Source organism: Desemzia sp. FAM 23988, assembly GCF_045528365.1.
GTDB lineage: Bacteria > Bacillota > Bacilli > Lactobacillales > Carnobacteriaceae > Desemzia.
In genome coordinates this window covers 52,034-71,138 of sequence record NZ_JBGQQS010000012.1, presented here as the reverse complement: position 1 = coordinate 71,138, position 19,105 = coordinate 52,034, and the positions used below count along the sequence as shown (strand labels likewise).

Below are 19,105 nucleotides of genomic sequence, written 5' to 3'. Positions count from 1 at the left end.
ACAGGACGTTTAAAAAAGCGGACCATTATTTTGGTCCGCTTTTTGCAATCATTTTATTTTCCCCATTGAGAAGGATTTTTACGCCATTCTTCTAACAACTGCTTTTCTTCCGAGTCAATAGTGCCTTTTTCTACAGCTTGTTCGATTAAAGTCGTATAGTTTGAAAGTGTGTGTATCTCAAATCCAGCTTTTCCGAAGTTTTCTTTCGCTGCAGGAAGTTGATAGCTGAATATTGCTGCACATCCTAAAACTTCTCCGCCAGCTTGTTGAATGGCTAATGCAGCATCAATGACACTTCCACCTGTGGAAATCAAATCTTCAATACAAACCACTTTTTGTCCACTTTGAAGGCGTCCTTCGATTTGATTTTGTTTGCCATGATCTTTAGCTTTACCACGGACATAAATCATCGGCAAATCTAATTTTTCCGCCACCCAAGCAGCATGAGGAATCCCAGCTGTAGCCGTTCCAGCAATCACTTCCGCATCTGGATAAAATTGTTGAATCAAGTCGGCCAACCCTTTAGCGATTTCTTTTCGCACTGATGGGTAACTCATCGTAATACGATTATCGCAGTAGATTGGACTTTTGATACCGCTCGCCCAAGTAAAAGGTGCTTTCGGACTCAAACTGACTGCCTCACATTCCAATAATAAATCTGCAAATTTAGTCTCTTGATTCATCTTATTTCTCCCCATTCCATTGGTTGGTGATGTTTTTATAAGCTTTTACTGGGTTTTCAGATTGTGCAATCGGACGTCCCACAACAATATGAGTAGCTCCTTCTTTTAACGCTAACTCAGGCGTAGCTACACGTTTTTGATCTCCAATGTCAGCTCCTGCAGGTCTAATGCCGGGAGTCACACATAAAAATCCTTGACTAGTCGCTTCATGAATCATGCGAGCTTCTAGTGCTGAACACACTACTCCATCCAATCCCGCTTGATAAGCCAATTTGGCATATTGAGTGACACTTTCTTCTAACGAATGTCCAATCAGTTGTTCGTTTTGCATTGCTTCTTCTGTAGTAGAAGTCAGCTGAGTTACAGCAATCAGTAATGGACGATTACTCCCTTTTTTGGTTCCTTCTTCCAACCCTCTCATGGCCGCTTCCATCATCTCTTTTCCACCAGCTGCGTGTACATTTACCATATCCACTTCTAAAGTTGCCAAAACTTTCATCGCTCGATAAACAGTATTGGGGATATCATGCAATTTTAGGTCCAAAAAGATTTGATGGCCTTTATCCTTTAAGTCACGTATCAAACTTGGACCTTCACTGTAATACAATTCCATCCCAACTTTTAAAAATAAGGATTCTTGTTCGAAAGACTCTAGAAAAGACATTGCTTCTGCTTTAGACGGCACATCTAAAGCAATAATAGGTTTGGTCATCATTTGTTTATCCTCCATGTCGGTTTGGTTTCGGTTTGTTCTTCCAGTAAAGTAGCTACATGTGACACTTCATATGCTGTTGTAGTAGAGCTGCGAGGCCTAGCAATTTTGCAAAAAAGATAAAATTTTATGAACAACCTCTCGCTTACGCTCAATCTTGTACTGTTCGACTAAACCAGCTGAAGCTGGAAGTCTCCCAGCAAAAAAAGCACTCCTAGCCTGTAGATGGGCATAGGAGCGCAAAGAGAGTATAACTTTTCCGCACTTCCTTTCAGCCTCACAGGACTCAATTAAGGAAATCTTTTGTATTTCATTGGTTCTAATCTTAGCGAACTGAACAGGGGTTGTCAACGGAAAATTTTATACTTGCCAGAATGAAAAATTATGGCTATACTGTGTGAGAACTAAAATAAAGGATGTCAGAGAGCATCCATTTTAAGGAGAGATGTCGTTATGGCTAGTACAACTATGCCCAAAAATAAACAGAAAGCCCTCTTTGCGGCCTTAGCCGGATCTGGGATGGACGATTTGAATGTCATGTTTTTGTCATTCGCTTTATCTTCCATCATCACAGATCTTGGTATTACAGGCGCCCAAGGAGGGTTTATTTCTACTATCACGAACCTCGGTATGCTATTAGGCGGCCTAGTGTTCGGTGTGTTAGCAGATCGCAAAGGAAACCTTAAATTATTCAAATGGTCGATCCTGATCTTTTCACTCGCCACAGCAGCCTTGTTCTTCGCAGATTCGTTCTTCTGGGTTTGTGTCCTCCGTTTTATTGCTGGAATTGGAGCTGGTGGAGAATACGGAATTGCAATGAGCATCATTGCTAAAGTATCGCCTCCGGAAAAATTAGGTGTCATGTCTTCTTGGAACGGCGTCGCTGGTCAAATAGGATCCATTGCAGCTGCTTTATTAGCAGGAGCCATGATTCCGCTGCTTGGTTGGAGAGCTTTATTCTTATTCGGATTAATCCCGATTCTCTTAGTCATTTGGCTGCACGCTTCGGTGGATGGGGAGTTTGAACTGATGGCCTCTGCTGAAGAAATCACAAAAGAAAAACCTTCCTTAAAAGAATTGTTTAAAACAAAAGAATTAACACGAACCACTATTGCTTTAATGTTTATGGCCACCGTTCAAATTGCGGGCTACTTTGGTCTGATGAACTGGCTTCCTTCCATCCTGCAAAAACAAATGGGACTGTCTGTTACTGGCTCTTCTCTTTGGATGGTCGTAACGATTGTCGGAATGTGTGCCGGAATGCTGACTTTCGGACGTTTACTGGACAAATTCGGACCACGCATCATCTTCGCTCTGTTTTTATTGGTAGCAGCTGCCTCAGTCTTCTTGTTTGTCTACGCCAATAGCCAATTGACATTATTGTTTGGCGGAGCATTTGTCGGGTTCTTCGTAAATGGGATGTTCCCAGGTTATGGAGCTGTCGTCAGTCAATTGTATCCTGCACGAATCCACTCTATCGCAAACAATGCTGTATTAAACGTAGGTCGAGCAATCGGCGGTTTCTCTTCACTTGTAATTGGTTTTCTGATGGACAATTACAATTTACTGATCGTCATGGGATTCTTATCGGTCTTGTATCTAACAAGCTTTGTCGTAATGATGACGATTCCTGGATTGAAAAAGAATGCTTATATGACTGTTCGCGCAAAAGCAGTTGAAGTTTAAAAACTAATTAGCCAGAAAAGCCATGCAGTTCAATAAACTGCATGGCTTTTTGTTTTGACCTGGGATTCTTTTTATTCAACAATGGAGACTTCGCGCGCGGTTTCTGAGATTCTCAGCGCTTTTTTACTTCTGATATATCCTTCCAACTTAATTTTCCGTAGTTTCACCTGATTCGCACGGTACTGAATAGAAATCGCAATCGGATCTTGTTCGTCTTGTCCTGCTTGTGCAAAAAAAGAATGAATGGCTACTCTTTGATAAGCTGAAACGACTAATGCTCTCGGAGTTGATTTGACATATAAATCAGTGTATTGCGGCGAATCCGAGACTAAATAAGCAGCTCTGATTCCATAAGCAGATTGGGATTGGGTATCTTCTCCTTGATGGTGGCCGATATGGCGAAAATTATACGAGCGATTGTCGTGATACGAATAATGCCCGATAATTTGTGTATCGGAAGCTGCTGAACTGGTTTCATGAGCTTTGATTTCTACACCACCAAAGCAAAAAGCCGTTCGATTATTTGCCAGCACCACATGCTGAGAACCGTCATCTACTTCAATGCCGTTTGAATTGGAAAAGCCTATTTTATGAGCTCTCCCACTTGGATGATGAAGATAGCTGTTCGTAATAAGCAAATCATCACTATGGTGAGTCGTAATCCCATCATCTCCAAAACCCATCACTTCCACCTCATCCAGCCAGACAAATCGACTTCCCAAAATCGAACGTCGACCATCACCAAAATAATTGTACCGAACGGAAGTAATATCTACTCCATGTAAGCCTGGATTGATGATCTTCACTTTTTTGATGTGTGCAAATTGAACATGTGCTAGTGTGATTCCGCTCGAAGTCGTTCCTCCAGCAGAGGTGCGTTCTTCTTTGGGAAGTCGTTCCACATTCCAATCCAATGTCATATGAGCGATCTCAATATGATGATTCCCTTTCAAACAATCTTTATTCGTTAGCAAGCGTTCTTTTTTTGGTGATTCGTCTGCTAAGATCAACACTGTTTCTTCTGTATCGGATCCTACTAAAGCAGTATAAGACGGCAGTTTTAATCCCCGAGTACAGAAAGTTCCTCCCGGCACAAAGACTCTTCTCCTACCATTCCCGATTGCCTGCCGGAAAGCTTCTGTACAGTCTGTTTGTCCATCACCGACCGCTCCAAAATCCGTTACAGAGACTTGTTCCAGTTCCGATAACTCTTTCATGGCTTGGGAAAACAGCCCTTTCCAATAAGGGCGGATCAATCCAGATTGATCGATAGCAACAGGCGGTGCTATCGTGTAATCCCTTTTGGGCTTCGTCAATAATGGCAAATACAACAAATCTTGCCAGTTGATTTTTCTCTTTGGCAGACTGTTTAGTGAGCGAAATAATGCTTCCGTTCTTTGAATAGTTTTCCTTTTTTGTTTGTTGTCTAAATAATCCGGAAATTTTTCAGCTATCAACTCCTGAGTCACAGTAGAATGAGACATCTTTTTCGCACCTTTCTTTTTACATCTCTCAGACTTCTTTCTGTCATTATAACAAAAGAGGCGTTGAACAGCATTTCTGCTGTACCGCCTCTTTTTTATTCGTACTAATTAGAATCCATACTCTGCTTCTTTTGCTTCTCTGATTTTTTGGTACGTTTCTGTCAACACTACTGTGTCTTCGATTAAATTTTCAATGCGGAAATGGATGTCGTCGTTGATTAGTTCTTTACGGTAGATATCTTTTTCTTCAATAAAGACATAGCGCTGCACCACTTGGGCTTTCATATAAGCCAAGATGGGTTTTATTTGTTGTTCAGCAATCAAATAATGTTTCGGAGAACCGGCTGTCACGATCACAGAGGCTACTTTATCTCTGAAAGCATTTTGCGGCAATAAGTCGAAGACATTTTTTAATGAGGCCGGGATAGACGCCTGAAAGATTGGTGATCCGATAATCAAAGCATCTGCAGCCATAATCGTTTTCGTGATGTAACCCGTGTCCCCTTCATATTCCAAATAATTCCGTCCATCACTGAACTGCATATCGTATTCTGCTAAATCGATAAGAGTAGTTTCGATCTCCGGGTATTTTTCTGATAATACGTTGATCGTATAATCCATGGCTACTCGAGTTTTGGTCCCCACATTCGAACCAGATAACAAGACTACATTCATTTATTTCACTCCTATTTTTTCTTCGTGTATTTCTTAATCGCGGGTAAAATATCGTTGCCGATAATCTCAATATTCTTTTGCAATTTATCAAATGGAACTCCACCGAAGTCCATTTGCGCAATGTAACGCTGGTGTCCAAATGTTTCGTATTGATACAAGATTTTTTCAATGATTTGTTGTGCACTACCAATATTCATCACATTTCGGGTATCTGCTCCCTGAGCAAATTGCTGCTTTGGATAGGGCGAGCCATTCACCAGCTGCAAGCCCTGATTGATATAGGGATATGCTTCTTTAAAGGCTTGTTGAGTGGTTTCTGCCACATAAAAGAATCCTGCCGTTGCGACAGGAAATTCTGCAGGTTCAAAACCTGAACGGCTAAGCGCTTCTCTGTAGGCGCGTATAGAAACCTCAAATGAACTGACTGGCCCCCCTAACATCGCTATAAACATGGGTACTCCAGCGAAACCAGCTTTGATGGCACTTTCTGGCGGTCCTCCAACTGCTCGCCAAAGCGGCAATGAACCCTTTACAGGCCTAGGAAGAATGTGGGCGTTTTTTAACGGTCTGCGGAAATTTCCTTCCCAATTGACAACTTCTTGCTCATTGATTTGCTTCAACAAGTCAAATTTTTCTTCAAATAATTCTTCGTAGTCTCTAAGGTCATACCCAAGCAAATCAAACAGACCGACTCTCGATGCACGACCTGCAATGATTTCTGCACGTCCATTCGAAATGAGGTCCAATGTAGCAAAATCCTCATACACACGTACAGGATCTGAAGTGCTGATAATGGTTGAAGAGCTGGCGATCTTAATTTTATTCGTGGCTTGGGCAATGGCTGCCAATACAACTGAATGTGCTTGAGTGGTAAAGTATTCTTGATGGCTTTCCCCGACACTGAAAAAATCTAATCCAGCTTGTTCTGCCAATTTAGCTAATTCAATGATTTCTTGAATCCGTTGTTCTGACGAGATACGCTTGCCTGTTGCAGGATCAGGAATGTGATCGCCTAATGTGTACAATCCAAATTCTAATCCCTGGCTGGGATCTATCCGGTATTTTTCCATACTTTGTATCTCCTTTGATTTGTTCTTTATTTGTGTCAAGTTGCTTACTTTTTAGAAGTGTATTTTTATATTATATAGGAAAATCTATAAATTGTAAGTATTTATTTTTGATTCTGCTGACAAAAGCAAAAAAAACTCAGAAAATTGATGCCAATTTTCTGAGAATTTTTTTAGAAAAAGTTATTAGACTTGTTGTTCTAGTCGTTCTGGTTTCAATTTCAGTTTTCCTCTGCAAACACCGCAACAATATTTTTGTGTATTCATTCTTCGTTTGCGGTAATATCTCTGAGCGCATTCTTTACACTCATAGATCCAAAAATGAGTTTTTTAGGTTTGGCAAGAGATTTTACATACCGAGAGCCGCCGACTTGTTGGAGCAACAGCTTAAAGTCCGCATCACGATGTTGAAACCCTTTGTTCGCCAAATGTAAATGATAATGGCACAACTCATGCTTGATTACTCCTAAAAATTCCTCCATCCCAAATGTTTCAAAAACTTTGAGATTAAAATCCAAATCGTGACTTTCCAAATGATACCTTCCACCAGTTGTCCGTAACCGTTTATTGAAACTGGCTTTATGGTTGAAAGGTGCACCAAAATCTGTCAAAGAAATTTGTTCTACCAGCACTTGTAGTTCATCAGGACTCAACTGTACACCTCCTTATCATTTCAATCGTTTGAATGGTTGCTCTTTATTTCTGTGGATCCAACATGGTCAAGGAAATCCGACCTTTTTTCACATCGATTTGATCTACCCAAACGGTTACAATATCACCGACTGCTACGACATTAGTCGGGTGCTTAACAAATTTTTTGCTTAATTTGGAAATGTGTACTAATCCATCTTGCTTCACACCAATATCCACAAAAGCTCCAAAATCAATGACGTTTCGCACAGTTCCCTCTAGTTTCATACCGGGTTGAATATCTTCCATTGACAATACATCTTGGCGCAATAATGGAGCCGCCATGTCATCTCGTAAATCTCGGCCTGGTTTGACTAAAGCATCAATAATATCTTTTAAAGTTTCTTTCCCTAACTCTGTCTTTGTAGCCAATTCATCCAAGTTTACACGAGATAAAGCTTCTTTAGCAGCTTCTGTTCCTACATCTTTTAAAGTTAAGCCAGTATATTCCAAAACTTGCTCCGCTTCAGCATAAGATTCGGGGTGAATTCCGGTGTTGTCTAAGACATTTTTTCCACCAATAATACGCAAGAATCCAATAGCTTGCTCGTAAGCTTTAGGTCCTAGACGAGGAACCTTTTTCAATTGGTTTCGTTTTTCAAAACGGCCATTTTCTTCCCGATAGGATACAATATTTTTAGCCGTCGTTTTCGTTAATCCAGCCACTCGCTGCAATAAAGAAGTACTGGCTGTATTTACGTTTACTCCAACTTGGTTAACAGCTGTTTCAACCACAAAATCCAACTGCTCTTCTAAACGTTTTTGCGAAACATCGTGCTGGTATTGACCTACTCCAACCGATTTAGGGTCAATTTTCACCAATTCAGCCAATGGATCTTGCAAACGACGACCGATACTTACCGCGCTTCGTTGTTCGACTTGTAAATTGGGAAACTCACTGCGCGCTTCATCACTTGCTGAGTAGACGGATGCTCCTGCTTCGTTGACGATCACGTAAAACGTTTCTCGGTCCACTTGTTTCAAGTTTTCTGCTACAAAGGACTCTGATTCACGGCTAGCTGTTCCGTTCCCGATAGCCACCATTTCAACACCGAATTTTTCAATCATAGCTCTAAATTTAATAGCTGCTTCTTCACGTTGTCTTTGTCCAGCAGGTTTGTGTGGGTAAATCACATCAATATCCATTACTTTTCCTGTAGCGTCCACAATGGCTAATTTACAACCTGTACGATACGCAGGGTCGAACCCTAAAACAACTTTTCCTTTCAAAGGGGGTTGCAACAATAAGTTACGCAAATTCTCTCCAAATATCGCAATCGCTTGTTCATCGGCTGCTTCTGTTAAAGTAGAACGGATTTCACGTTCAATAGCGGGTCCAATAAACCGTTTGTAACTGTCTACATACGCTTCTTGTAGATATGGAGCAGCCGTTGAAGATAAATCTTTCATAATTTGATTGATTAGATAAGAATAAATTCGGTTTTCATCAACTTCCAAAGTGACTTTTAGAATCTTCTCTTTTTCTCCACGATTCATCGCTAATACACGGTGCGATACTACTGATTTGATAGCCTCGCTGAAATCATAGTACATTTCATAAACGCCTTTTTCGTCTGCTTCTTCATTTTTCGAAACTGAAACGATGCGTCCATTGTTGAAAGTGAAATCACGGATCCATTGACGGTAAGTTGGTTCGTCACCAAAAGATTCTGCCAGTATTTCGTGTGCTCCTGCTAGGGCATCTTCTGTTGTTACTACTTCCTGTTCTTCATCAATGTATTTTTCAGCTTCTGCGGTCACGTCGGTTTTTGGAAAAGACAGTAACCACTCTGCTAAAGGTTCTAACCCTTTTTCTTTAGCAATCGTAGCTTTAGTACGGCGTTTCTGCTTGAATGGACGATACAAATCTTCTACTAATTGCATTTTATCCGCTTGTTTGATCTCTTTTCCCAATTCAGGAGTCAATTTGCCTTGTTCTTCAATCGAGTGAAGGACATCGTTTTTACGTTTTTCTAAATTCTCCAGGTAAGTGTGTCGCTCTTCGATTTCGCGAATCTGTACTTCATCCAAAGTACCCGTCATTTCTTTTCGGTAACGAGCAATAAAAGGAACCGTATTTCCTTCACTCAATAAATTCAATACAGTAGTAATTTGTTTTTTTGAGTAAGCTGTCAATTCAGCATTTAATAATTCCAGTACACGATTTTCATTTGTTTCAGCCATAATCTTCTTCCTCCCTATAATACACATACACCCTATTTTAGCATAAACAAAGAGAGAGTGGAGCAGAGCGTTTAGACTACTGGCTATAAGAAGATTTTGACCAGTCAGGTGCACTTTCCTGACAGGTCAAAATCTTCTTATAGACATGTAGTCTGCTCTGCGCAACTCGTTTAAGAAGCAGAGAGTGGAGAATGGCGTTTTGCTCATCGAATATAAGATACTCTTCCTACAGTCAGGCGAACTTTCCTGACAGTTAGAAGAGTAACTTATAGGCGTATGAGCAGCCATGCGCAACTCGTTTAATGAGAGAGTGGAGAAAAGCGTTTACTATCGACTATAAGAAAATCCTAACAGGCAGGTGCTCTTTACCTGACAGTTAGGATTAGCTTATACGTCGTATAGGCTGCTTTTCGCAACTCGTTTAATGAGAGAGTGGAGAAAAGCGTTTAGCCTATCGACTATAAGAAAATCCTAACAGGCAGGTGCTCTTTACCTGACAGTTGGGATTAGCTTATACGTCGTATAGGCTGCTTTTCGCAACTCGTTTAATGAGAGAGTGGAGAAAAGCGTTTAGCCTAGAAAGTGGAAAAACCGATTAGATTCCATGAGGTTCGTCGTACTTATTTTGATTGATAGTGGTTCAAAAGATTAAACTAGTCAAAGGCCTTTTTACTGACGATTTAACAGTTCGATTGTCATCTTTCGTTACTTAAAAGTATCATCACTCACAAATGAATCTCTAAATTTTGTTACTTTGTTAAGTAGAGCTCCCATCACTCACATTTCAGCTTCTGAATCTTGCCAATTTGTGAGATAAAACCTCTATCTCTAAAAATCCACGCAAAAAACAGGAGTAAAGCTCAATCAAGCTTCACTCCTGCCATCTATATCTATTATCTAGTCAATTTCAAACATCACCATAGTTCTGGCAATCTCGGTTTCAATATTTTTTTTACGCCAATGCTTTTTGTTGCCTAAACACGCACTGATGTAGGTTCTTTCCTCATCACGTAACGTCTTTCTAAAATGAACATGCCCCATGATGCTGTATTTAATAGGGTATTTTTGATACAGCCATTCATAGGAAGAACTGCCTAAAAAGGCATTAAAATAATCATATACTCGATTAGGAAGCTGCACCACGAATTGCGGATGAGTAGCGATATGGGTCATAAGAATCACGTTGCGATCTCCGATTTTCTCCATATCTTCTTCTATCTTATCCAACATCCACTGCGCAACTTCTTGGTTTTCTTTGCCCCAATGCACATAATATTTGTCGTTCCAAGCACCAATCCGATACTTCATCCGGTCAAAATCTTCTTTTGTATATTGCTCATCATCCGCATATCCGTAATCGTACCATCCCGAATTGCCCACCACAGCCCATTTGTCATTGATGATATAAGGCTTTTCAAGAATGCTTTCTGGTTGTTGTTTGAAAAAATCGTAAATCTTTTTGGTATCTTCTTCCCCATTCTTTCGAGACCAGAAATCATGGTTTCCAGGAATAAACAGAACTCGACAAGTCGTTTCTTCTTTTAACTTATCCATAAAACTTTGCGAAAGATGGTAATCACTACTGATATCTCCAGCCAACAGCAATAGATCAACATCCTTTTGATGAAGTTGTTTAGCTAATGTTTTGGCAAATGTGCTCCCTGCTGGAATAGCCTTTTTATTTGAATCGATATGAATATCAGAAATAACTCCTATCTTCATTTACGTCTTCCTTTACTCATTTTTTCTAGTTCGGCATTAATCCTTCTTCTACTAAAAATTCATGCGCTACTTCATCTTCCGATTTGCCTTCCACATCTACTGCATAGTTCATTTGACGCATTTGTTCGTCAGTTATTTTCCCACCTAATTGGTTCAATATTCCTTCCAATTCCGGGTATTTTTCCAACGTTTCTATCAGCATCAATGGAGCTCCTTGATAAGGTGGGAATAGGCCTAAATCATCTTCTAGTTGAACTAAGTTATAGGCTTCAATATCACTATCCGTAGAATAAGCATCTACTAGATTGACGTCTCCAGTTTCAACAGCTTGATAGCGGATATTTGGTTCCATTGTTTCCACACTGCCAAATGTTAACCCGTATAATTCTTGAATCCCCGGATATCCATCTTCTCGGTCTGAAAACTCTAATGTAAATCCAGCTTTGATTTCGTCAGCAATCGGAATCAAATCAGAAAAAGTTTCCAAATCATATTGTTCAGCCAACTCTTCAGTGACCGCCAATACATAAGTGTTGTTGAAATCCATTGGATCCAGTAAAGTCATCTCATATTGCTCTTCTAAACCGGTTTTAGCTTGTTCATAAACTAGAGCTTCGTCTGATGACTCAAGCGGTTCATCTAAGAAAGTGGCCAACACCGTTCCAGTGTATTCGGTATAAATATCGATGTCTCCAGATTGGATGGCATTAAAGTTGAAGGTTGTTTTCCCTAGATTAGGTTCTAATGCTACAGAAATATCGGTTTGGCTTTCAATTAAATCTTCATACATATGCATCAGAATAGTGGGTTCAGCACCTAATTTACCACCAATCGTAATTTCTTCTTCAGAATTGGTTAGCCATGAAGCAACAAAACCAATCACCATCAAACCTAACACTACACTTAATACAATAATCGTCTTTCTAAAGGAGATTTTTTCCAAAACACCCAAAAAGACATCAAACAAAATCGCTAGTAACGCGGATGGAATAGCTCCCAACAAGATCAGTGAGTTATCTCCTCGGTCGATTCCTAGTAAGATAAGATCCCCTAGACCTCCTGCCCCGATCAATGAAGCAATTGTAGCCGTTCCGACAATCAAGACCATTGCATTACGGATTCCTCCCATAATGACAGGAAGTGCCATTGGGATTTGGACTTTCACTAATTTTCGAAAGGCATTCATCCCCATTGCATCTGCAGCTTCAGTCATTGAAGGATCAATATCCACAATACCGATATAGGTATTGCGCAGTATTGGCAGCAATGCATACATCACTAAAGCGATGGTGGCGGGAAGTCGTCCAATACCTACCAGCGGAATCAATAACCCTAGTAAAGCTAAAGAAGGAATCGTTTGGAAAATTGCAGTAATTTGAATAATAGGGTTTGCCCATTTTTTTCGATAAGTCAAAGCTATTGCGATGGGAATAGCGATCAAAACGGCTATTAGTAATGAAATCAATGACAATTCGATATGTTCTAATAAAGTGGTCCACAGTTGCTCTCTTCGTTCTACAAATGTATCGATCAATGTTTGCATTAGCGGTTTCCTCCTTCCTGAACGTTATCGGCCAGGTAAGAAAGAAGTTGTTGTTGTGAAATAGTTCCAATCCATTCTTGGTTCTCATTCATGACCTTTACGTTTGATGCTTTAGCTAATACGCCAGTCGCTTTCTCGATGGTCGCATAAATATTGAGGCTTGGAGCACCCTCAACGTCTGCCGTTCTTTTGTCCATATAACCTGCTTTTACTAAATCGCCTACTGTTCGACGTTGTTCTGAAACTATATTCCCAGCTTTTAAAAATTCTCGTACAAAGTCATTCTTAGGCTGCTCTCGGATTTCTTGAGGCGTTCCAATCTGCACAACTTCTCCTTTGTTAAATAAGCAGATACGATCACCTAACGTTAAAGCTTCGCTAATATCATGCGTTACAAAGACAATGGTTTTATTCAAAGTCTCTTTCATATGTAACAAGTCTTGTTGTAAGCTGCTACGGCTGATAGGGTCCAACGAACTAAACGGTTCATCCATTAAAATAATATCCGGGTCTGCTGCTAATGCGCGAACGATTCCAATTCGTTGTTGTTCTCCACCCGATAATTCAGCTGGTTTGCGGTTCCGATAACTTTCTGGGTCCAACCCTACACTAGCTAATAGTTCTGTGACACGTTCTTTCATTTTTTCTTTAGGCCACTTCTTCATTTCTGGTACGACCGTAATATTTTCCTCAATCGTCATATGCGGGAATAATGCAATTTGCTGCAATACATAGCCGATATTCCAACGCAATTCATTTAATTTGTACTCACTGATCATTTTCCCATCAATCCGAATATAGCCGTTTGTTAATGGAATCAAGCGATTGATCATTTTTAAAGTGGTCGTTTTGCCACTTCCACTAGGTCCAATAAACACAAAAAATTCATTATCTTGAATTTCAAAGCTTAAGTTAGAGACTACGGGTTTATTTTCTTGGTATTCTTTGGATACCTTCTCAAATTGAATCATTTTTTCTCCCCTTAATTTTTTTTAGACTAAAGCAATTGGTTTGAGACACCATATCCCAAACCATGCTTTTTCTACTTTTTATTCCCACAATCCCTTGTTTTTATTTGGAATAGCGTAATCTTTTACGATCCCTGTTTTATCGAAACGAACTCCATGCAAAGCTCCTCCGTACACAGCACCGCCATCAATACCAATAAGGTCATTTTTGGTCCATACATCAGTAGTCTCGTTATCACCATATAGCATTGGAGTTATGGTATGTCCAAAAACTATTTTTTTGCCTGTCTTATTTTTCTGATCGTAAAAACCTTCGCGAATCCATACAAAATCTTTTGCGGCGGTTTTTTTCCAGTCTTTTTTAGCTAAGTCGACACCAGCATGTACAAAAATATAGTCTTCCCATTCATAATACAGCAAGCAGTTTTCTAAAAATACTTCTAGCCAGGGGTAATGACTTTTGATCATTCCCGCTATTTCTACAGCCGAATATTCCTCTTCCGCACCTGGATGCAAGAAGGTCTCAATGGTTTTTCCTCCGCCGTTCATAGCATACAATGAATAATTTTCTTCTGGTTGACGCAGAAAACCAAGCAGCATCTCTTCGTGATTTCCTCGTAAACAAATAGCTCCTTTTTCGGCCACTAAAGAGTTCCCTAAAGCGAAACACTCTTTTGGATTTTCCCCACGGTCTCCTAAGTCCCCTATCAAAACAAGTTGCTGTGTCTCTTCATCCCAGTTCTGTAACATCTCTTTGAACAAAGTGATTTCTCCATGAACATCGCCTATTGCAAAAATTTCTTGTTTCATAAAGCAACGCCTCTCTTAGCATTTATATACTTTATTATACAGAAAAAATACAAATAGGCTAAAAGATAGACTCTAATTCTTTCTTAAGTTTTGGCAACAAAATAGACGTCTCTATTTTTTCGCTTTATAATAAAGACGTATGGTTAAAAATTAGTCGAATAGTGAGAGGAAGTTTTTTTGATGAATTGGAAAAAAATCATCGGCATCATAGTTGCCGTAGCAGCAGTTGCCTTAATAGGATATACCCTTATTTTTGCAAATAATAAGGAAGAAGTTTTAACAGTACGTACCGATACAGTAACAGAAGAAACCATTACAGAGACATTGTCTTTGACTGGACTGGTTGAGCCTAGCCAAACGCAAGAAGTATTTGGACAAGGTACTGTTTCTGATTTACCGGTTGCTGTGAATGATACTGTTGAAGAAGGAGATACATTGATTTCATTCGATGGAGTCAATATTGAAGCCGATTTTGCAGGTACTGTGACAGCTGTCAACGCTTCTGAAGATGAGCCTGATTTAAGTGCTCAAACTGGGACTCCTGCAGTTGTTTTGTCAGATTTAAATGAATTAGAAGTTGCGATTCAATTAACTAAATCTGATGCTCCTTTAGTCAAAGTAGACCAAGCCGTTGAGTTATCAAGTGGAGACAATACTTATTCTGGTACTGTCACACATGTAGATCCAGTAGCTATAGAAACTACTGGTGCAACAGGATCTACTCAACTATTAAATGCTGTGATTTCATTTGATGAAAATCCAGAAGGCTTGATTGCTGGTTTTGATATTGATGCAGACATCACCACAAATAGTGCAGAAAACGCCTTAACGATTCCAATAGAATCATTAGTTTACAATAATGAAAACGAGCCTTTCGTGTATACGGTAGAAAATGATGTCGTTCAAAATACACCCGTAGAAATTGGGCTTCAATCTACTACAAAAGTAGAGATTCTTTCTGGTTTAGCTTCTGGCGACTCCGTTGTTCTTTCACCAAGCGAAGATGTAAAAGACGGTATTACTGTAACGACTCAAGACAAAGAATAGAGGGTAGATAACATTGATTGAAATTAAAGGAATCACTAAAACATATTATACAGGCGGAGAATCATTGACTGCTCTGAACAAAATCGATTTGCGCATCGAAAAAGGTGAATTCACTTCAATTATGGGCCCCAGCGGTTCTGGAAAATCAACCATGATGAATATCCTAGGCTTATTAGACCGCTTTGATGCTGGAACATACTTTTTAAATGGACAAGACGTGAGCCATTTATCAGATAACGAGAGTGCCCTCGTCCGTAATAAAGAAATCGGCTTTATTTTCCAATCTTTCAACTTAATTCCGCGTATGACTATTTTAGAGAATGTTGAATTGCCAATGGTTTATGCCAATGTTCCTAAAAAAGAAAGACGCGAAAGAGCTTTAAAAGCTTTAGATAGAGTTGGTTTGAGTGATCGAGTGAAACACCGACCCAATGAAATTTCTGGGGGACAAAAGCAACGTGTAGCAATTGCTCGAGCAATCGTTAATCAACCTTCCGTTTTAATGGCAGACGAACCAACGGGAAATTTAGATTCTAAAACGACTTTAGAAATCATGCGTATTTTTCAAGAAATCAATGCTGAAGGAACCACCGTTGTCATGGTTACACATGAACCGGAAGTAGCTGCATATACAAAACGTATGGTTTTGTTTAGAGATGGAGAAATCCAAGATGACCACAATCAAACTCAAAAAATAATATAGAAAGGAGCTGTTACTCTTTGAATTTTAGTGAAAATTTTAAAATGGCGATCGATAGCGTTCTGGCAAATAAAATGCGCTCCTTTCTTACCATGTTAGGAATTATCATTGGTATAGCAGCCGTAATTGCGATTTTAGGTGTCGGAAATGGTGCTACAGAAGAAATTACTGGCACATTTAATAACTTAGGCGCTTCAACAATTTCACTTTCTACAACTGACGAAGCCTCTGAAACAGACCCGATTACAGAAAATGATATCTTAGCTTTAAAAGAAGCTATTCCAGAAATTGAACGTATTTCACCAGACAACACAGCAATAGCTTCTATGCAGTCAGATTTTGATAGTCGACAATCCGTTATCTCTTACGGTACACCCGATCTTCAATATACCAATCAAGTTATGGAAAGCACCATCATCAGTGGACGTTACTTTAATCAAAATGACTACGCCGATGGAAAAAATGTCATTGTGATTAGTGAAGATACCGCTGCAGCTTTATTTAATGGACGGACAGAAGTTCTAGGAGAACAAATCAAATTGGTAGGAGATTCAGGAAATCAATTGGATTTGACCGTTATCGGAATTGTTGAAGGAACTTTCCAAGATTTGCAAGGCTCATTTGATTTGAGTCAAATGCCTTTATATGCATCAATTCCTTTGACAACAATGGAAAAATTAAATCCTACTCTGGGCGGAATCAACAGTTTAACGATTCAAGTAGCCGATAAAGATACTATCGAATCGGTTTCAACTCAGATTGTGCGTATTCTAGAAACAAGGCATGATGCTGTAGGGGAAAACTGGTATTCAGCTACCAACTTCCTACAAGCACTCGATCAAGTGGATCAAGTGCTAAGCTTATTTATTAATTTCATTGCCGCAGTAGCCGGAATCGCTCTACTCGTTGGTGGGATTGGTGTGATGAACATTATGCTGGTTTCCGTTACCGAGCGCACCCGCGAAATTGGTACACGAAAAGCTTTGGGAGCAACAACCAGAACCATTTTAGTACAGTTCTTGATGGAATCCGTTATCCTTTGTTTAATTGGCGGAACCATTGGGCTTATCCTAGGTATTTTACTGGCAACAGGAGTTTCAAATGCCTTGAATATCGTTCCAAATATCACCCTCGGCTCTGTTGTACTAGTCCTACTTTTCTCTAGTGCAGTAGGAATCTTCTTCGGACTCTATCCAGCCCGAAAAGCAGCTAAACTAGACCCAATCGAAGCATTGCGTTACGAATAAAGAATAGAGTAAGGCGTTTAGCTCTCCGAACAAAATAGAACCAGCCGTAGTCAGGTAAAGTGCACCTGACTACGGCTGGTTCTATTTTTGGGCGTGTGAGCTGCCTTACGCAACTTGTTTAAAAGAGCAGGAATGTTATCATCTTTAAGACTATTGCTCATTAGGAATACAAAATAAAGAAACATGCCGCTTTCCCCCTAGTTAAATCAGGAGAAAGCGGCATGTTTCGTTTCTATCAAGACTAGAATGGATTTCTTAACCTAGCCCATATCTTTAAATCATCTATTTTTTTATGCTTCGCTAGTCACAACTGCATTTTTATCATTTAAGATATCATCATCTAATGTGTGGACAACTCTAGAAGAAACAACTCCAGCTAACATGCTGTCATTTACGTTCAACATCGTACGAGCCATATCAATAATCGGTTCAACCGAAATCAACAATCCAACAATGGCAATCGGTAAATCCAAAGCACCTAAAACGATCAAAGCAGCAAACGTTGCTCCACCACCTACACCAGCAACACCAAATGAGCTGATGGTTACTACTGCAACCAACGTAATAATAAATGAAGGACTAAATACATCGATTCCAACAGTCGGTGCAACAATGGTTGCTAACATCGCAGGATAAATCCCTGCACAACCGTTTTGCCCAATAGATAAACCAAATGATCCAGCAAAGTTAGCTGAGGCACTATCTACACCTAAAGCTTTTGTTTGTGTTTCAATGTTTAGCGGCAATGCACCAGCGCTTGAACGAGCAGTAAATGCAAAACTTAATACTGGGAGTGCTTTTTTCACATATGTGAATGGGTTTACTTTAAACCCTGATAAAATCAACATATGAATAATAAACATCACGGCAATAGCTGAATAAGATGCAATGACAAATACCCCTAAGTTTACTAAGGCATTGAAATCACTAGTAGCTAACATTTTTGTCATTAAAGCAAAAATACCATATGGAGATATGCGCAATACCAATGTTACGATACGCATCACAATGGAATACAAGCTATCCATGATTTTTTTGAAGAAAGAAGCATTTTCCGGATCTTTTCTAGAAATTCCTAGATAAGCAACTCCTACAAATGCTGAAAAGATTACAACTGCAATGGTACTTGTATCTCTTGAATCAGCTAAATCTGCAAATACATTATTCGGAATAAAATTAACAATTTGTTCTGGAAGAGATAGATCTTCTACTTGGGCCGAAGTTTCGGTTATTTGTTCGATACGAGCTGTTTCAGCATCTCCTTGAGTAAATTCAGCTCCATCTAAGTTAAACAGTAAGACGCTTCCGATACCGATCAAAGCAGCAATCGCTGTAGTGGCCAACAAAGTCGTCAATACTGAAGTACTGATTTTCCCTAGGTTTTTACTGTTTTCAATTTTTGTAAATGCTCCAATAATAGAGACAAAAATCAATGGCATGATCAACATTTGCAAGAATCTTACGTATCCTTGTCCAACGATATTGATCCAACTGATGGTTTCTGTTGTAACTGCTCCATCAGAACCGAATAATAATTGCAAAAGACCACCAAAAGCTACCCCTGCTCCTAAACCCGCAAATACACGAGTTGAAAACTTCACATGTTTTGTTTGCATTTTCCATAGCCCAAACAAAACAGCGACAAATAATACCAATACTAAAATAATAGATACTGTTGTCATATAAACTCTCCCTTTAATATCGCTCTCCCATGACTGGAAAGCATTTTTTGATCATAGGATTAAAGGTCCCAGACTACCTAGTTTTCCGACTGGTAGTCCTAGAATCTGATAATGACAAAATTCTAGAGACTTATAAATAGTAACTGTTTTATGTGAAAAAAGCAACCAAATTACATAATAAGCCCCATCCTTTTTCACAAAGAAT

At 39.5% G+C, this 19,105-nt stretch carries 15 protein-coding genes and 1 pseudogene; 4 read left to right on the top strand and 12 right to left on the bottom strand.

Going from position 1 to position 19,105, the window contains the following annotated elements; all coding sequences use genetic code 11:
• Positions 1–53 precede the first annotated feature (53 nt).
• Together pyrE and pyrF are read right to left on the bottom strand one after the other, a co-directional pair.
• Positions 54–683: an orotate phosphoribosyltransferase gene (pyrE, locus tag ACEN4L_RS08355; protein WP_407097236.1), complete on the bottom strand. Its 630-nt coding sequence runs from the start codon at positions 681–683 to the stop codon at positions 54–56.
• Position 684: 1 nt separating this feature from the next.
• The gene (gene pyrF, locus ACEN4L_RS08350; RefSeq protein WP_407097237.1) at positions 685–1,398 is read right to left on the bottom strand and encodes an orotidine-5'-phosphate decarboxylase; all 714 of its coding nucleotides are present in this window, start codon (positions 1,396–1,398) and stop codon (positions 685–687) included.
• 450 nt (positions 1,399–1,848) lie between these two features.
• Here pyrF and ACEN4L_RS08345 point away from each other — a divergent pair, with 450 nt between their 5' ends.
• Positions 1,849–3,081, top strand: coding sequence for an MFS transporter (locus ACEN4L_RS08345; RefSeq protein ID WP_407097238.1), 1,233 nt, complete (start codon positions 1,849–1,851; stop codon positions 3,079–3,081).
• A gap of 71 nt (positions 3,082–3,152) precedes the next feature.
• Here ACEN4L_RS08345 and ACEN4L_RS08340 read toward each other — a convergent pair whose 3' ends face one another.
• The 9 genes and pseudogenes from ACEN4L_RS08340 to ACEN4L_RS08300 form a co-directional block, all read right to left on the bottom strand.
• Entirely contained in the window at positions 3,153–4,565 is a 1,413-nt protein-coding gene (locus ACEN4L_RS08340; protein ID WP_407097239.1) for a glycosyl hydrolase family 28-related protein, read from the bottom strand.
• A 108-nt stretch (positions 4,566–4,673) separates the two neighbouring features.
• Complete coding sequence (locus ACEN4L_RS08335; protein ID WP_407097240.1) at positions 4,674–5,240, bottom strand: NADPH-dependent FMN reductase; 567 nt, start codon at positions 5,238–5,240, stop codon at positions 4,674–4,676.
• An 11-nt stretch (positions 5,241–5,251) separates the two neighbouring features.
• Positions 5,252–6,310, bottom strand: a complete 1,059-nt coding sequence (locus ACEN4L_RS08330; protein ID WP_407097241.1) for an LLM class flavin-dependent oxidoreductase — start codon at positions 6,308–6,310, stop codon at positions 5,252–5,254.
• A gap of 183 nt (positions 6,311–6,493) precedes the next feature.
• Positions 6,494–6,960 (bottom strand): annotated as a pseudogene (locus ACEN4L_RS08325) (SprT family protein).
• 43 nt (positions 6,961–7,003) lie between these two features.
• Positions 7,004–9,181: a Tex family protein gene (locus tag ACEN4L_RS08320; RefSeq protein ID WP_407097242.1), complete on the bottom strand. Its 2,178-nt coding sequence runs from the start codon at positions 9,179–9,181 to the stop codon at positions 7,004–7,006.
• An 897-nt stretch (positions 9,182–10,078) separates the two neighbouring features.
• Positions 10,079–10,903 carry a metallophosphoesterase gene (locus tag ACEN4L_RS08315; protein ID WP_407097243.1) on the bottom strand — a complete coding sequence of 275 codons (825 nt, stop codon included), beginning with the start codon at positions 10,901–10,903 and terminating at the stop codon, positions 10,079–10,081.
• A gap of 25 nt (positions 10,904–10,928) precedes the next feature.
• The gene (locus ACEN4L_RS08310; RefSeq protein ID WP_407097244.1) at positions 10,929–12,446 is read right to left on the bottom strand and encodes an ABC transporter permease/substrate-binding protein; all 1,518 of its coding nucleotides are present in this window, start codon (positions 12,444–12,446) and stop codon (positions 10,929–10,931) included.
• A complete protein-coding gene (locus tag ACEN4L_RS08305; protein ID WP_407097245.1) occupies positions 12,446–13,417 on the bottom strand; it encodes an ABC transporter ATP-binding protein in 972 nt (323 codons plus the stop codon). Before ACEN4L_RS08305 ends, ACEN4L_RS08310 begins: the two co-directional genes overlap by 1 nt.
• Positions 13,418–13,495: 78 nt before the next feature.
• Positions 13,496–14,224 carry a metallophosphoesterase gene (locus ACEN4L_RS08300; protein WP_407097246.1) on the bottom strand — a complete coding sequence of 243 codons (729 nt, stop codon included), beginning with the start codon at positions 14,222–14,224 and terminating at the stop codon, positions 13,496–13,498.
• A 180-nt stretch (positions 14,225–14,404) separates the two neighbouring features.
• On the opposite strand from ACEN4L_RS08300, the gene ACEN4L_RS08295 reads away from it, so the two are divergent.
• The 3 genes from ACEN4L_RS08295 to ACEN4L_RS08285 are packed head-to-tail and all read left to right on the top strand — an operon-like array spanning position 14,405 to position 17,218.
• Entirely contained in the window at positions 14,405–15,271 is an 867-nt protein-coding gene (locus tag ACEN4L_RS08295; protein ID WP_407097247.1) for an HlyD family efflux transporter periplasmic adaptor subunit, read from the top strand.
• Between the two features lie 13 nt (positions 15,272–15,284).
• On the top strand, positions 15,285–15,974 hold the full coding sequence (locus tag ACEN4L_RS08290; RefSeq protein WP_407097248.1) for an ABC transporter ATP-binding protein: 690 nt from the start codon (positions 15,285–15,287) through the stop codon (positions 15,972–15,974).
• A gap of 17 nt (positions 15,975–15,991) precedes the next feature.
• On the top strand, positions 15,992–17,218 hold the full coding sequence (locus ACEN4L_RS08285) for an ABC transporter permease (protein ID WP_407097249.1): 1,227 nt from the start codon (positions 15,992–15,994) through the stop codon (positions 17,216–17,218).
• A 290-nt stretch (positions 17,219–17,508) separates the two neighbouring features.
• Here the strand turns inward: ACEN4L_RS08285 and ACEN4L_RS08280 are convergent, their stop codons facing one another.
• Positions 17,509–18,900, bottom strand: a complete 1,392-nt coding sequence (locus tag ACEN4L_RS08280; protein ID WP_407097250.1) for an L-cystine transporter — start codon at positions 18,898–18,900, stop codon at positions 17,509–17,511.
• Positions 18,901–19,105 lie beyond the last annotated feature (205 nt).